Origin of the sequence: Terribacillus sp. JSM ZJ617, assembly GCF_044383785.1 — a bacterium.
Classification (GTDB): Bacteria; Bacillota; Bacilli; order Bacillales; family Amphibacillaceae; genus Terribacillus.
In genome coordinates this window covers 331,253-345,943 of the sequence record NZ_JBISEQ010000004.1, presented here as the reverse complement: position 1 = coordinate 345,943, position 14,691 = coordinate 331,253, and the positions used below count along the sequence as shown (strand labels likewise).

The 14,691-nt window shown below is 46.0% G+C and carries 9 protein-coding genes and 9 tRNA genes; 16 read left to right on the top strand and 2 right to left on the bottom strand.

Annotation, left to right across the window (positions count from 1 at the left end; translation table 11 throughout):
- Window positions 1-3 precede the first annotated feature (3 nt).
- From ACH6C1_RS15330 to ACH6C1_RS15310, 5 genes are all read left to right on the top strand, one after another.
- Window positions 4-1,170, top strand: coding sequence for an iron-containing alcohol dehydrogenase (locus tag ACH6C1_RS15330; protein WP_374078563.1), 1,167 nt, complete (start codon window positions 4-6; stop codon window positions 1,168-1,170).
- 14 nt (window positions 1,171-1,184) lie between these two features.
- Window positions 1,185-2,477 carry a four-carbon acid sugar kinase family protein gene (locus tag ACH6C1_RS15325; protein WP_374078560.1) on the top strand — a complete coding sequence of 431 codons (1,293 nt, stop codon included), beginning with the start codon at window positions 1,185-1,187 and terminating at the stop codon, window positions 2,475-2,477.
- Window positions 2,455-3,462, top strand: a complete 1,008-nt coding sequence (pdxA, locus tag ACH6C1_RS15320; RefSeq protein ID WP_374078557.1) for a 4-hydroxythreonine-4-phosphate dehydrogenase PdxA — start codon at window positions 2,455-2,457, stop codon at window positions 3,460-3,462. The genes ACH6C1_RS15325 and pdxA overlap by 23 nt, the downstream gene beginning before the upstream one ends.
- A gap of 164 nt (window positions 3,463-3,626) precedes the next feature.
- Complete coding sequence (locus ACH6C1_RS15315; RefSeq protein WP_374078555.1) at window positions 3,627-4,982, top strand: Nramp family divalent metal transporter; 1,356 nt, start codon at window positions 3,627-3,629, stop codon at window positions 4,980-4,982.
- Between the two features lie 544 nt (window positions 4,983-5,526).
- Window positions 5,527-9,849, top strand: coding sequence for a S8 family serine peptidase (locus tag ACH6C1_RS15310; RefSeq protein WP_374078552.1), 4,323 nt, complete (start codon window positions 5,527-5,529; stop codon window positions 9,847-9,849).
- Window positions 9,850-10,047: 198 nt separating this feature from the next.
- Here ACH6C1_RS15310 and ACH6C1_RS15305 read toward each other — a convergent pair whose 3' ends face one another.
- Window positions 10,048-10,593 (bottom strand): DUF4334 domain-containing protein, encoded by a 546-nt coding sequence (locus ACH6C1_RS15305; RefSeq protein WP_374078550.1) that lies wholly within the window; start codon window positions 10,591-10,593, stop codon window positions 10,048-10,050.
- Between the two features lie 128 nt (window positions 10,594-10,721).
- A complete protein-coding gene (locus ACH6C1_RS15300; RefSeq protein WP_374078547.1) occupies window positions 10,722-12,110 on the bottom strand; it encodes an NAD-dependent succinate-semialdehyde dehydrogenase in 1,389 nt (462 codons plus the stop codon).
- A gap of 329 nt (window positions 12,111-12,439) precedes the next feature.
- Between ACH6C1_RS15300 and ACH6C1_RS15295 the strand changes: the two genes are divergently transcribed.
- The 11 genes from ACH6C1_RS15295 to ACH6C1_RS15245 all read left to right on the top strand — a co-directional run bounded on the left by ACH6C1_RS15295 (window position 12,440) and on the right by ACH6C1_RS15245 (window position 14,676).
- Window positions 12,440-12,511, top strand: a tRNA-Glu gene (locus ACH6C1_RS15295).
- A gap of 10 nt (window positions 12,512-12,521) precedes the next feature.
- Window positions 12,522-12,597, top strand: a tRNA-Val gene (locus tag ACH6C1_RS15290).
- 95 nt (window positions 12,598-12,692) lie between these two features.
- A tRNA-Thr gene (locus tag ACH6C1_RS15285) sits at window positions 12,693-12,768 on the top strand.
- An 8-nt stretch (window positions 12,769-12,776) separates the two neighbouring features.
- Window positions 12,777-12,862: transfer RNA gene (locus ACH6C1_RS15280), tRNA-Tyr, on the top strand.
- Between the two features lie 5 nt (window positions 12,863-12,867).
- Window positions 12,868-12,941, top strand: a tRNA-Gln gene (locus ACH6C1_RS15275).
- A 27-nt stretch (window positions 12,942-12,968) separates the two neighbouring features.
- Window positions 12,969-13,041: transfer RNA gene (locus tag ACH6C1_RS15270), tRNA-Lys, on the top strand.
- A 35-nt stretch (window positions 13,042-13,076) separates the two neighbouring features.
- A tRNA-Leu gene (locus tag ACH6C1_RS15265) sits at window positions 13,077-13,156 on the top strand.
- A gap of 21 nt (window positions 13,157-13,177) precedes the next feature.
- Window positions 13,178-13,252: transfer RNA gene (locus ACH6C1_RS15260), tRNA-Gly, on the top strand.
- Window positions 13,253-13,255: 3 nt separating this feature from the next.
- A tRNA-Ala gene (locus ACH6C1_RS15255) sits at window positions 13,256-13,328 on the top strand.
- Between the two features lie 138 nt (window positions 13,329-13,466).
- The gene (locus ACH6C1_RS15250; protein ID WP_374078544.1) at window positions 13,467-13,922 is read left to right on the top strand and encodes a DUF2243 domain-containing protein; all 456 of its coding nucleotides are present in this window, start codon (window positions 13,467-13,469) and stop codon (window positions 13,920-13,922) included.
- Window positions 13,912-14,676, top strand: coding sequence for a cytochrome c oxidase assembly protein (locus ACH6C1_RS15245; protein WP_374078542.1), 765 nt, complete (start codon window positions 13,912-13,914; stop codon window positions 14,674-14,676). The genes ACH6C1_RS15250 and ACH6C1_RS15245 overlap by 11 nt, the downstream gene beginning before the upstream one ends.
- The last annotated feature ends 15 nt before the right edge of the window (window positions 14,677-14,691 follow it).

Below are 14,691 nucleotides of genomic sequence, written 5' to 3'. Positions count from 1 at the left end.
GAATTGACTATATATAAATTCCAAACAGCAGATCATATTGTTGCAGGTCGTGAAGCAGTAGATAACATTAGTGAACATTTATCTTTACTGAATCTGCCGATTAAACAGGTGCTATTGATCACACAGCCGGCTTTGGTTGCAGCAGGTGCCGCTGAAAAGGTTGAGAAGGCATTGGAGGCTGTAGGTATAACTGTGGATCTGACAACTGATGTAGAACCAGAACCTACACTTGAAAATATCGAAAGAGTCTTTTCAGAAACTGTCGGTGTAAAAGATTATGATGTACTGATCGGGCTTGGCGGAGGAAGTATTTTAGATACAACAAAACTGCTATCTGTTTTAAAAACAAATGATACTGCCTTGGAGAACCTGCTTGGAACTGACCTGGTGGAAAAGGCAGGGCTACCAACTATCTTAATTCCGACAACTTCAGGTACCGGAGCGGAAGTGACGCCGAATGCCATTGTCACATTACCTGAACAAGAGCTGAAGATCGGTGTAGTAAGCAGATATTTGCTTCCGGATCTTGTATTGCTTGACCCAACATTAACAACAGGACTGCCAAAACCAATCACAGCTGCAACAGGGATGGATGCATTCACACATGCGCTGGAATCTTATATTTCAAATAAGGCTAATCCGATAAGTGATATGTTTGCGCTGGAATCCATTCGGTTGATAACAGCTAATATTGTTACTGCTTATCAGAATGGAGCTGATTTGGATGCCAGAGAGAAAATGCTTATCGGCTCCATGTATGGCGGTATGGCATTAACAGCAGCGGGTACGGCAGCAGTTCATGCAATGGCTTATCCGTTGGGAGGCAAGTACAAGATTGCACATGGTGTGGCAAACTCCATGCTGCTTCCGCATGTGACGCAGTTCAATATGGATGCGATGGTAGATCGCTTAGCATCTGTAGCTGAGCCTATGGGCATTGATACAAATGGTCTGTCCAGTGAAGCAGCAGCCCAGGCAGTAGTAGATAAAATTAAGGAACTGACAACTGTATTGGAAATACCTCAGGATTTAGGGGAATACGGCGTGGAAGAAGAGAGCATTGAATCAATGGCAGTTGCTGCTTTGGAAGTGAAGCGATTGATGGACAATAACCCAAAGGTGTTGGATAAAGAAGATGTAAAGTCTATTTATCGCAAGCTGTTAGTCTGAGAGCGGTAAGAGCGATGAAAAAGATAGCGATTATTGCGGACGACCTGACAGGTGCAAGTGATTGCGGTGCAATGCTGCTTCCGTATGCTGTAGAAGTGGATGTGCTTTTGGATGGGAAGATGAAAGCGATAGACAGCAACCAAGCGGTCGTTATCAATACGGACAGTCGTTCCCTTCCTGCATCAACAGCTTACAGCAAGCTTGCTGAAGCTGCTGAAGGGGTTGCATTGACAGCGCCGGACATTATATACAAAAAAATAGATTCCACAATGAGGGGAAATGTAGGGCAGGAGCTGGATGCCCTATATGATATTTTGAAGCCGGATGTTATCCTTTTGGCTCCTGGCCTTCCATCACAAGGAAGGGTAGTGAAAGATGGCATTCATTACCTGCACGGTATCCCTCTTGCTGATACGGAAGCTGCCAAGGATCCAAAAACGCCAGTAAAACATTCCGATATCAAGCAGTTGGTTTCTTCTCAAAGCAAGCATCTGGTCCAACATCTGAGTATAGGGGAAATCAGATCTGGCAATGAGAAAAGGGTCGAACGGCTGCTAGCAGCTGTTTCAGCGGGAGCGAAGATTATTACAGCTGATTCAGAGGATGATGACGATCTGCGTTTGCTTAGCGAAGCTGCTGTAGCTACCAAACTGAATGTCATCTATGCGGGGTCGGCAGGATTGATGGAATATCTTCCAACCGCACATGGCTTGGAACAAAAGGTGATTGCTCCATCTCTCGATCTTGTGGAAGAAACGGTATTGTTGGTAGTAGGCAGTGTAAGTCCAGTTGGGCGTACACAGCTTAACTGGTTAATGGAATCAGATCATAGCGTTCAATTTTTGGAAGTCGATCCTGTGATGCTGCTTCAAGACAATCTTGAGGATACAAATGAATGGAAGATAGTAATGGAAGAGGCGCAATACGCACATGCGGCAGGAAAACATATTGTGCTGTTCTCTTCTTCCGAAAAGCCGATCGCAGTCAATGAGGAAGAAGCGATTCAAAATAGTAATAAGATTGCGCAGAACTTAGGAGCAGTGGCTGCGTCAATAGTTAAAGGGATGAAAATCTCGAGATTATTTCTAACTGGCGGAGATACAGCTATTCGTGTGATGGAAGCACTCCAAGCAGATTCTTTTCACATCCTGGGTCAAGTTGAGGTTGGGGTTCCAATAGGGAAGCTTAATGGAACTAACATAATTGCTGTCACGAAGGCCGGAAGTTTTGGATCACAGGAAGTCATGGGGAATGCATTGCAATTGCTTAAAGGAGTAGATAAAGTTGAAGCCAACTATCGGAATTAGTATGGGTGACGCGGCTGGAATCGGTCCGGAGATCATTGTGAAAGCTTTGCAGCACAAAGAGGTTTATGAACAAGGTAACCCCTTTGTAATCGGAGATCTCAGTATGTTAAGGAGAGCGGCAGAGGTCGTTGGTTCAGTTCTGGAGTTTCATACTGTCGAAACTGTTGATGCCTGCCGATTTGAGCATGGTGTAATCGATGTAATGGATCTACAGCTGCTTCCGGAGGATCTGGAACAGGGCGTTGTCTCCAAAGAAGCCGGGAATGCAGCATTTCACTACTTAAGTAAGGCAATTGAGCTTGGCAAGGAAGGGGAGTTAGCAGCTATATGTACTGCTCCTTTAAATAAAGAAGCACTTCATTTAGGCGGGCATAGATATCCTGGCCATACCGAGATCCTTGCAGAACTGACCGGAACCAAGGATTATTCGATGATGCTTTCCTCGCCAAGCCTTCGTGTCATCCATTTAACAACACATATTGGGTTGTTGGATGCCATATCCGCCATTAATCCGGAGCGGACATACACTGTCATTAAATTGGCGTATGAGACGCTGACAAAAGCGGGATATGATAATCCGCGTATCGCGGTATGCGGTATCAACCCGCATGCGGGGGAAAACGGTTTATTTGGAAATGGGGAAGAAGAGGAGAAGCTGACGCCTGCCATTGTGAAAGCACAGCAGGAAGGAATCGATGTCAGCGGTCCACACCCGGCAGATACACTATTCTTCCGTGCGGTCAGAGGAGACTTTGATATCGTAGTAGCCTGTTATCACGACCAAGGACACGTTCCGATTAAAGTGCTTGGATTAGAAGAAGGGGTTAACATAACAGTGGGTCTAAAAGGCGGACTGGTGAGAACCTCAGTAGATCATGGAACAGCATTTGATATAGCTGGAAAGAATATTGCGGATGAACGCAGTATGCTTGCAGCTTTACAGACTGCAGCCGATTTAGCTCCGAAACAATCCATTACAAGGTAATAGTTGAGCGGCAAGATGTATTACGTGCTAGTGCAAATGATGCATCTTCCGCTGTTCTTTTATAAGATGGTGAATTGATTCAGAATAAGCGCTATACGATGCACCTTAGAGGATTGATAGCTTGCTATTTATTGTAAGCGCTATCAAATTAGGGGGTAAAAGCGATGAATAAGAGCTTGAAGGAAAGTGAAGCACCTGTCAAGGAAATGAAAGAAGCACCATCTGCATTACCTAAAACATTTATGGAGTACATGCGCAGTCTGGGGCCGGGCCTTGTACTGGCAATGACTTTCCTTGGAACGGGAGATTTGGTCAGTTCTACAGTCTCGGGTGCAAACTACGGGTATGCGCTTTTATGGACATTGGTCGTCGCGCTGGCTGCTCGTTATTTCATGGTTTCCGCGGTAGCGAAGTATAAATTGCAGAACCGTCATGGAGATACTTCGATCCTGCAAGGATTTCAGAGAGTATGGCGCGGGTTCCCTTTACTGCTGGGTGTTGCAATTTTGTTCCTTGGAATAGTCATTCAGATGAGCTTCCTCCGTGCATGTGCTGTTGCACTTTATAATTTGTTTGGCGGATTCGGCGGTGAGACTTGGGGTGTCTTCCTCTTCAGTTTAGTGGTTGTCGGACTTACGTTCCTATTATTGATCAATCCAAACCAATATAGGTTATTGGAAATGCTGGCTCGCTTTGCTTCTGTAGCAATCATTGTAGCGTTCGTTTTTGCCCTCTTCCGAATTGGTTCATTTGATGTCATCGGGTTCTTGAAGGGACTGACATTCGATATGCCGCCAAACCAAGGGCCATTCAATGCCATATTTATAGCAGTTGCTACTATAGGAGCGATTGGCGGGTCAGCTGTAAATCTGCTGTATCCTTATTTCATGGATGATAAAGGCTGGGATAAACCGAAATACCGGAAGATACAGCAATTGGACCTAATTACGGGAATGCTGCCACTCTTGGTAATCAATGTGCTTTTCTGGGTAGTAGCTGCGGAAGTATTCTATGGAACCGGCATACCAGTCAGCAATGAAAATGACTTGGCGCTTATGATGGAATTGGCTGTTGGTCCAGCGGGTCCGACGATGCTTTGGGTCTGCCTGTTCCTAGCGGCTTTTACAAGTTTTCCAGCTCAAGCCCGCGGCTTTACTTTGCTGATGCTTAATGGCTTTCATCTATCCGCAAAGAAGGATTATAAAAAAACAGATGAAGATCCCAAATTCCGCTACTTATCCATTGGTCTATTTCTTTTGCTTCCTATTCTTATATCGATTCCTGGAGCGCCGGACTTGGTACTGCTGAATGTATTCGGCACTAGTGTCATCACTGCTTTGATCCTTCCGCCTATTGTCGTTGGATTGGTATTGATGACAAGCAGCCGGAAATATATGATGGATGGTTACAAAAATAGATGGTGGGAGACAGGAATCCTAGTAATTATTGCTGCTATCGGAATCTGGTCGACGGTGGAAATCATTCGTAATTTTGTCGATCAGATAAGTAAATTCATATAAAAAAAGAATCCGGTATTTACCGGATTCTTTTTTTATATGTCATAAGTCTTGTGAAGGATATGAATAGGAGGGTTAAAAGTCCTTTTAATAGATAAGATAGCTGCTGAAGTGGGGAATACGATAAAAGGGGTGTTTATATGTATATATTTCCCATATTGCTCGAGTTTAAGTTCTCTTCTGAGGGTTAGAGTTATAATAGATGAGATTAAAAAGAGCTTAGTTTCACAGCTTTCGGATAAAAGATAGACGTTAAAGTGTACTGTATTAACTAAATATAAATCTTTTGAACTGAGTACAAGGTTTTGATTGTACGGTTGATTAATTATTAAATCTAAAATTGACAGAAAATTATTACTATTATCCCGCAGGAAATCCCATCATCTACGCATATGCTCCTCTTTTCTCCCGACACTCTTCCCGTAACCGACAGAATCTCGTAATCTATCTATAACATCTGAGCGATATTACATAATCTGTCATTTAACAGGCGGAGGTGGATAAGGTTAACGGGCAGGACCAAATCAGGGAAAAGGAGAATGAGAAGATGCAAAAACGAATGGCAAAATGGCTCAGTATTCTGGCGGTCGGTGTTTTTCTCTTGTCCTTGCTTTCTCCTACAGCTTCACGAGCACAGTCTTCTGAGCGAACTTCTGTAAAAGCGAGTGAGGGTGTAGCAGCGAAGGTGGACAAGGATGTTACGTCGCAGTTCAAAGCGGATGAGCAGGTGACGTATCTAGTTAAGTTAAAGGAACAGGCGGATACGAAGAAGGCTGCAGAGATTGCTGTCGAGAAGGCGAAGAAGCAGATTGCAAGTTTGTCTGCCAAGGAACAGAAGCGCATCCAAAACTCAGCTGTGGTCAGCGATTTGCGGGTGACTGCAGATGCAACTCAAGCAAATTTGCTTGATTACTTGAAGCAGGCAAAGGACAAGGGCGTTGTTAAGGAGTATGACTCTTACTATATCGTCAATGCATTGAAGGTAACCAGCTCCAAAGAGGTGATGGAGGAGATTGCTGCTTCTGAGGAAGTAGAGAAAATCCTGCCAAACAGAGAGCGTAAAATTCTCGAGCCTGCAAAAGCAGAAGAAAAGCAGGTTGCCGCTTTGGCTGAGGAAGTCGAAGCTTGGGGCGTAGAAAGGGTCGGAGCACCTGCGGTATGGCAGGAAACTGGCTTGGATGGAACGGGTGTCGTCATCGGCGGGCTGGATACTGGTGTGCAGTATGACCATCCTGCGCTGCTGGAAAAATACCGCGGCTATAATCCAGCTGATCCGGATAATGTTTCCCATGAATTCAACTGGTATGATGCAGTCGATGGGGAAGCAGTACCGTATGATGACCTGGATCACGGTACACATACAATCGGTACAGCTGTCGGTGCAGAACCTGATGGCTCTCAGGATATTGGGGTTGCACCAGGTGCAAAATGGATTGCGGTAAAAGCTTTCCATCCTGATACCGGACAGGGGCAAACAACGGATGCCATCCTGCTCGATGCGGCTGAATGGATGCTTGCACCAAAGGATGAAGAAGGCAACCCGCATCCAGAGCAGGCGCCAGATATCGTCAATAACTCTTGGGGCGGCGGTCCAGGATTGGATGAATGGTATAGGGATGTTGTCCAAAGTTGGCGAAATGCTGGCATCGTCCCAGTATTCTCCGCTGGTAATGACGGGGACGGAGACGCAACAGTGTCAGCACCTTCCAACTATCCAGAATCGATCTCAGTCGCTGCAACAGATAGTGAAGATGGTTTGGCCAGTTTCTCCTCCCGAGGCCCTTCGCCTTATGAAGGAGAAATCAAGCCGGATATTGCGGCTCCGGGAGTGAATGTCTATTCTGCGGTAAGCGGCAGTGAGTATAGTGCAGCATTCAGCGGCACATCGATGGCAGCTCCGCATATAAGCGGTGTCATTGCTTTGCTTCTGCAGGCAGATAGCTCGCTGACTGTCGATGAGATCGAAACGATCTTGTACGATACAGCTGATCGCCAGACGAGCAGTGAGTATCCAGATGAAATCAATGAAGGATTTGGTCACGGTATTGTGAATGCATACTTGGCTGTATCCACGATTGCGACTGGTGTCGGAGAAATCAATGGCAACGTCTATCAGGACGGCGAGGACGAGGAACCTGCTGTCATTACACATGAAGCAGTGTCAGAAGTGTATCAGGGTGTTGCCACGCCACTCACAGCAGAAGTAACAGATAACATCAGCGCAGACACGGTAACGCTTCAATACAAAAAAGATGAGGGAGAATGGCAATCTGTTGAGGCAGCGCTTGTAGAAGGAAATGCAGCAAGCGGTACGTTTCAAGCGGTGCTGCCAGCTGAAGCGACAACAGGTGACACACTCGCATATAAATTCGTTGTAACCGACTTTGGCGGCAACACAACAGAGACGGATACGTACGACGTGGAGCTCATTGCACCACTGTCAGTTGGCTATAGCCAGGACTTTGAAGAGGAGCCATCTGGCTGGACATCATTTGGTGATCAGAACTCCTGGGAGTGGGGTGCTCCAGCTGCAGGCCCTGAGGCAGCAGCTTCTGGCGAGAATGTATACGGAACAGGTGCTTATCCAAACAATGCAGATGCGACTTTGCTAGCTCCGCCGGTAGCAGTGCCAGAGGATGGAGAAGCGTATTTGCAGTTCCAAACATGGTTCGACTTGGAAAGCCGTTATGATTATGGCCATGTGGTCGTTTCGACGGACAAGGAGAGCTGGGAGCAGGTAGGCACATACAATGGAGCAAATGGAGCCTGGTCTGCTGAACAAATCGATTTGGGTGACTTTGCCGGACAAACGGTTTACGTAGGTTTTCATCTGGAGACGGACGGAAGCATCAGCAAACAAGGCTGGTATATCGATGATGTAGCCATTTCGGATTCCTCCAATACCTCTGCTTCCATTATGAAGGACACAATGAAGGTGAAAGAGGACGCAAAGCAGACAAAGGATAGTGCAAAGAGTAAGAAGAAGGTAGATGCGAAGAAGCTTGCTCCAACACCGATCAAAAATGTACAAGGTCCAACGCTGCCGGATGGACAAGCAGATCCATCTGATATCAGCCCAGCTGCTTTACCGGTTGATGCAACAGTGACAGTACAAGAAACGGGCCGGAGCGTACAGACAGATCCAGCAGATGGCAGCTACCGCTTGCTGCAGGCTGCAGGTGATGTGACATTGGAGGCTTCCGCATACGGCTTCCACTCCAGCACAGCACCAGTAACCGTAACAGAGGGATCTGCCGTTACACAGAATTTCACGCTGGACCCTATTGCGGAAGGAACAGTTTCAGGCACTGTGACGAATGCCCAAACAGGTGAACCGATTGCTGGTGCCAACGTATATGTAGTCGAGGATGCGGCCATACAACCAGTACAAACCGATGAGAGCGGGGCGTATACGCTGACTGCTTATGAAGGAACGTACACACTTAAAATCACGGCACCATCCTTCAAAGGAGCAGAATTCGAAGTCACGGTGAATGCGGCTGAAGCGACAGAACAAAACGTTGAGCTGGAGCCATTCATCGGATTTGGCGGAGAAATCGGCTATGATGATGGAACTGCTGAGAATGCACATGCCTTCTATGATGGCGGAAATGGCTGGGCAGTTAAATTCACGCTGGCAGAAGGGCAATCTTCAGCACAGGTGACAGGCGGATTATTCCGTTTCTGGGATGAAAGCTTTCCGACACCTGGAGGCACGAACTTTGCAGTTGAAATCTATGATGATACCGGTGAAGACGGTGCACCAGGTAAGAAGCTCGCCGGACCAATTACTGGGGAAGCACTCCGGAATGGAGAATGGACCCAGGTTGATTTGGCGGGAGAAGGCGTTGTAGTGGATTCTGATTTCTATATTCTTTATGTCCAAACAGATCCGAATCCGAATACTCCTGCATTGGCGACGGATGAAGACGGAGAATTCTCCGGCCGCAGCTGGCAGAACGTAGGTGGGGAATGGAGCCCTGTGCCGGAAGAGGACGGGAACTACATGATTCGTGCTCTTGTTGATTACGAAGCACAGTCCCCAGTCATCACGTCGCCTGCACCGGACACAGTCACGAAAGAAGACAGTGTGACAGTGGAAGGAACAGCCGCACCTGGCGGGACAGTAGAGATCAGTAATAACGGTGAGGCTGCTGCGTCAGTAGAAGCATCGGATGAAGGGGCTTTTGCAGCGGAAGTAGAGCTGACAGAAGGGGAAAACAGTCTGACAGCCGTCACAAAACTGGAAAATGGCAGCACAGCCCCATCTGAACCTGTAACGGTAATCCGGGATCAAACGGCACCGGAATTAACGATTACAGCCCCGGAAGATGGTTCCAAGACAAATAAAGAGACGGTAACCGTTACAGGGACAGCATCAGATGATTATTTGAACAAGCTGACAATCAATGGTGCGAAAACAGATGTAAATGAAGACGGGACTTTCTCCAAACGTATCCTATTGGATGAAGGCGTCAATGAAATTAAAGTAGTCGCGACAGATGAGGCAGGAAATAAAGCAAGGAAAGTTATCGAGCTGGAAGCAGACTACACTGCGCCTGTACTGGAAAATGTGAAGCCAGATCAGGATGCAGAGGTGCAGCCTGGTGAAACAGTTTTGATCTCCTTCGAATCAGAGCCTGGTCTAGAGGATGCGACCTTCTACTTGAAGGCACCGCTGACCAATTTCCGGACATCATCCCAAGCTACAGAGCTGCCGATGAGGGAAACCGAAGATGGCCTTTATGTAGGCTACTGGACAGCAACGTCATCTGCGAAACTAGATGGAGCGGATGTGGTCGTGAAAGCAACAGATGCATTCGGGAATGAGACGGAAGCAACTGCGGCTGGAAAGGTATTTGTGGAATAACGAAGAAGAGGCTTCTCCGAATTATTGGAGAGGCCTTCTTTTTATCGTTAATCATCGATACGACATTGCTTTTAAGCTTTCGGACATAAGATTGAGGAATAGCTTCATGAAGAGTATGGAAGACGGAACTGGCGCAAAGGGTATGTACCATTAGGATAAACCCTTGTCTAGTTTAATTCATAATAATAATAATTCGGCTTACACTTTCCTTAATATAAAGAAGAAAGCTTTATCTGGTAATTGTTCTTTTATATCCATAATACCTAAAAGCGTGTTTGCATCAACTTTTCTAAAAACATCTATTATCCCTTTATTGTCGTAGATCATTGCTGAGGTAACTTTTCCTCTATGTTTTACTTTTCGTAACCTTGCTTTACTCTTATTTGTTTTTAAGATAGGTCGTAATATTGTCATAGATGAGGGGAGGATTTTCTTGGGAATGTTATGCAAGCTTTGCAAAAGAAAATTGATAGGAAGCAAATTTGGATTAATAGTATAGAGAACCTCATTACTTTTTTTGAAAATTAAAGGGTGGACATGTTCTTCACCGATAAATTCTTTGCCGTACCAACCTGATGCTGTTAAAAGTCCTTCCAGCGGGTGTCCAGTTACGATTTCTTCTCCTTTCCACATCCCTATCATTTCTTCTGGCTCAGCAATATCCAGCTGATCATAAAAAGCAAAGGCCTCTTCTTGTGACGTACCATTACGCAATATTACGTTTAGAAAATCGATATTCTCCATCTGTCCAACTCCTTTGTGATAAAGATCTTTCAAGACCAATCTAATAGTATCATAGGATTAATTCTGGACATGCTGCAGTGACAACTAAAGCTATAAGAAGAAGGACCCGTCACTGACGGGTCCTTCTTTTATATACCGATTGAGATATATTTTGTTTCCAGATACGGCTCGATTCCTTCGATTCCGCCTTCGCGGCCGACGCCGCTTTCCTTCATACCGCCAAATGGAGCTTGAACGGCAGATGGACCGCCGTCATTCCAGCCGACAATACCATATTTCAGATTCTCGGCAATATACAGGCCGCGGCGATAGTTTTCTGTGAAGAAGTATGCCGCCAAGCCATATGGTGTATCATTTGCCAGACGAATCGCTTCATCGATTTCTGTATAAGTGGTAATCGGAGCAACTGGCCCGAATGTTTCCTCATGCATGATGTCCATGTCATCCGTTACGTGATCAAGAACAGTCGGATTGACGAAGAAGTAGCCTTTGTCGGCATCTGCATTATACGTGCCACCAGTAAGGACTTTAGCGCCTTTGGACTTTGCATCATCAATTTGAGCCACAATTTTATCAAAGCCTTTCTTATTGATGACAGGGCCGATTGCTACACCTTCTTCTGTACCAAGACCTACCTTCATTTCGGAGACTGCTTTAGTGAAGGCTGTTGTAAATTCGTCTTTTATGGATTCGTGGACGAGCAGTCTATTGGCACAAACGCATGTCTGTCCCGCGTTCCGGAATTTTGATGCCAGAGCATGCTTCACAGCACGGTCAATATCTGCAAATGCATCAACAATAAGCGGAGCATGTCCGCCGAGCTCCATGGATACATGTTTGACACTATCGGCGCTCTGTTTCATGAGCAGTTTGCCGACAGGAGTAGAGCCGGTAAAGGAAATCTTCCGGATATGAGGGTGCTCAGTGAAGATTTTCCCTACCATCTCGCCATCAGCATTTACATATTGGATAACGTCTTCCGGAATTCCGACTTCATGTGCCATTTCGACTAACCGTATGGCTGTCAGCGGTGTATCGGGTGCGGGTTTGATAATGAACGTACAGCCCGCAGCCAATGCTGGAGCAGCTTTTCTTGTAATCATTGCTGCTGGGAAATTCCAAGGTGTGATTGCGGCTACTGGACCGACAGCTTCCCGAGTTACCAGCAAACGCTTATCGGTAGTGGAGGCAGGGATGGTACGGCCGTATACACGTTTTGCCTCTTCTGCAAACCATTCGATATAGCCAGCTGCATATAATACTTCACCTTCTGACTCTTTTAGCGGCTTGCCGTTTTCTTCTGTCATCAATGCAGCAAGCTCTGCTTTGTTTTCGATCATCTTGTCATGCCAAGCTCGGAGGAGCTTACTGCGTTCCGTTGCAGAAGTTCGGGACCAGGAAGGGAAGGCTTGATTGATTTTTTCTATTTTCTCGTTTATTGCTTCTTCTGAATCGATTGTTACTCTTTTGATCAATTCACCGGTGGCTGGATTCGTTACATCAAATGTTTCAGTCATGTCGAATGCCCCTTTTCTTGTTTATTTCATAGTAAAAGCATAACAAGGATTTTTTCTATCAGACAAAAAAATGCTCACAATTTTTGATGTTCATGTTTATATTCCTGTTATGAGAGGAAAATATGCAAGAAGAACAGAAGTAATAAAATTAGCTATAAACGTTGATGTACCGGGGTTTTTGGCAAGAGGGAAGGGGTGTAATCTACCGATTAATTATCTGAATTAAAAGAAATTAAGAAAGTGGGTTTACAAAGCCTTGCATTCCTGTATATAATAACTCTTGTCAGTTTCGAGTTACGAAAAACGTAACGATGAAAAACAGACATCCTGGCCCGTTGGTCAAGCGGTTAAGACACCGCCCTTTCACGGCGGTAACACGGGTTCGAATCCCGTACGGGTCATCAAGTTTTTGGAGGATTAGCTCAGCTGGGAGAGCATCTGCCTTACAAGCAGAGGGTCGGCGGTTCGAGCCCGTCATCCTCCACCACTTGCTTGAAAAAAGTAATTAAAAAGTGTTGACAAGTTGTTTGAATGATGATATGATATCATTCGTGACGTTCGAGTCAATGAATTAAATAGCTTGCCGGTCTAGCTCAATTGGTAGAGCAACTGACTTGTAATCAGTAGGTTGGGGGTTCAAGTCCTCTGGCCGGCACCACTTATGCTGGAGGGATAGCGAAGTTGGCCAAACGCGGCGGACTGTAAATCCGCTCCCATCGGGTTCGTAGGTTCGAGTCCTACTCCCTCCACCATTTATTGGGCTATAGCCAAGCGGTAAGGCAACGGGTTTTGGTCCCGTGATCGTTGGTTCGAATCCAGCTAGCCCAGCCATTTACTTCTTTTCAATAGAATGTTTTTGAGCCATTAGCTCAGTTGGTAGAGCATCTGACTTTTAATCAGAGGGTCGAAGGTTCGAGTCCTTCATGGCTCACTTTATAGATCAGTTCCAGTAACTGTTTCTATTACGCGGGTGTGGTGGAATTGGCAGACACGCTAGACTTAGGATCTAGTGCTTCGGCGTGGGGGTTCAAGTCCCTCCACCCGCATCATCATTACTATACTGCTGAGCGGAAGTAGTTCAGTGGTAGAACACCACCTTGCCAAGGTGGGGGTCGCGGGTTCAAATCCCGTCTTCCGCTCCATATGGGGCCTTAGCTCAGCTGGGAGAGCGCCTGCCTTGCACGCAGGAGGTCAGCGGTTCGATCCCGCTAGGCTCCACTCATATAAAAAATCGTCCATCTGGGCGGTTTTTTTCATTTTTTAAGGCATAGGAGTAAATCTCCTATGCCTTTTTTGTTTATTCTTAAGCCGATCGGGAAACAGTTTAGATAAAAGTCTTTTGGTAGGAGGATACGAATGGAGGATAGATCTACATATAAACGCAGGAATATCTTTTCTGGATTTATGTTCGGCGTCGGTCTGGTTGCCTTCATAGATGAAGCTGTTTTTCATCAGCTTTTGCATTGGCATCATTTTTATGATTTGTCTTCTACGGCTTTGGGGCTTGTATCGGATGGGTTCTTTCATGCGCTGAGCTGGTTTGCGACGGTTGGAGGATTATTCCTTTTTGCTGATCTTCGCAGACGCAGAGGTTTTATTCCGCTTAGATGGAGTGGTGCTGTTTTGGCGGGAAGTGGTGTCTTCCAGTTGTATGATGGCCTGATTCAGCATAAGTTGTTCCGCATTCACCAGATTCGATATGGAGTCGATATCTTCTATTATGACTTGGTTTGGAACATCATCGCTGTCCTGTTGATTGCGGCGGGTATATGGTGTATCCGTCTTTCGAGGGGGAAAGAGCATGTACGTTGAAAGATTGGCTCTGATTATAGCCTCCTGCTGTATACTGTCTTATCTGCTGGCAATGAAGTATTCTGCCAAGCGCTTCGAAACCTGGCCGCTGCGCAAGCTTGTGTTATTTGTAAGCGGCGTTGTAATCGGCCTTCAGGCTGTTGCAGGGCCAATAGCAATGCATGCGCATCATAGCTTTGTCTATCATATGATTGGGCATTTGCTGCTCGGCATGCTTGCTCCCTTGCTGCTCGTCTTATCGCAGCCTGTAACCTTGCTCCTGCGCGCGCTTTCGCAATCGGGAGCAAGGTCAGTTTCCCGTGTTTTTCGCAGCAGATATGCACGTTTCCTCATTCATCCGATCACTGCAGCCATACTGAATATCGGAGGTCTATGGCTTCTCTATACAACGCACCTATTCCATCTCATGCATGAATCAGCCGTGGTTTCGATGCTGGTCCATCTGCATGTATTTGCCGCGGGATATTTATTCACACTGGCTATGTTGTATACAGATCCCGTCCCATACCGGAAGAGCTATCTTTACCGGGTGATCGTATTTGTCTTTGCCCTTGCTGGACACGGCATACTGTCGAAGTATTTGTACGCTAATCCGCCTATGGGCATAGCTCCTGCTGATGCACAGCAGGGAGCAATATTAATGTACTATGGCGGTGATCTGATCGATCTCACTATAATCGTCATTTTGTGCTGGCAATGGTATCAAGCTGCTGCACCTAAAACTTCATTATCTGCTGCAAAAGCTGCCGAGTAAGGCAGCTTTTTTAAT

What these genes read in the sequence shown, in the direction of transcription:
- ACH6C1_RS15315 (WP_374078555.1), top strand. Translation starts at nt 3,627, where the DNA reads ATGAATAAGAGCTTGAAGGAAAGTGAAGCACCTGTCAAGGAAATGAAA.
- ACH6C1_RS15245 (WP_374078542.1), top strand. Translation starts at nt 13,912, where the DNA reads ATGTACGTTGAAAGATTGGCTCTGATTATAGCCTCCTGCTGTATACTG.
- ACH6C1_RS15250 (WP_374078544.1), top strand. Translation starts at nt 13,467, where the DNA reads ATGGAGGATAGATCTACATATAAACGCAGGAATATCTTTTCTGGATTT.
- ACH6C1_RS15300 (WP_374078547.1), bottom strand. Translation starts at nt 12,110, where the DNA reads ATGACTGAAACATTTGATGTAACGAATCCAGCCACCGGTGAATTGATC.
- ACH6C1_RS15310 (WP_374078552.1), top strand. Translation starts at nt 5,527, where the DNA reads ATGCAAAAACGAATGGCAAAATGGCTCAGTATTCTGGCGGTCGGTGTT.
- ACH6C1_RS15305 (WP_374078550.1), bottom strand. Translation starts at nt 10,593, where the DNA reads ATGGAGAATATCGATTTTCTAAACGTAATATTGCGTAATGGTACGTCA.
- ACH6C1_RS15325 (WP_374078560.1), top strand. Translation starts at nt 1,185, where the DNA reads ATGAAAAAGATAGCGATTATTGCGGACGACCTGACAGGTGCAAGTGAT.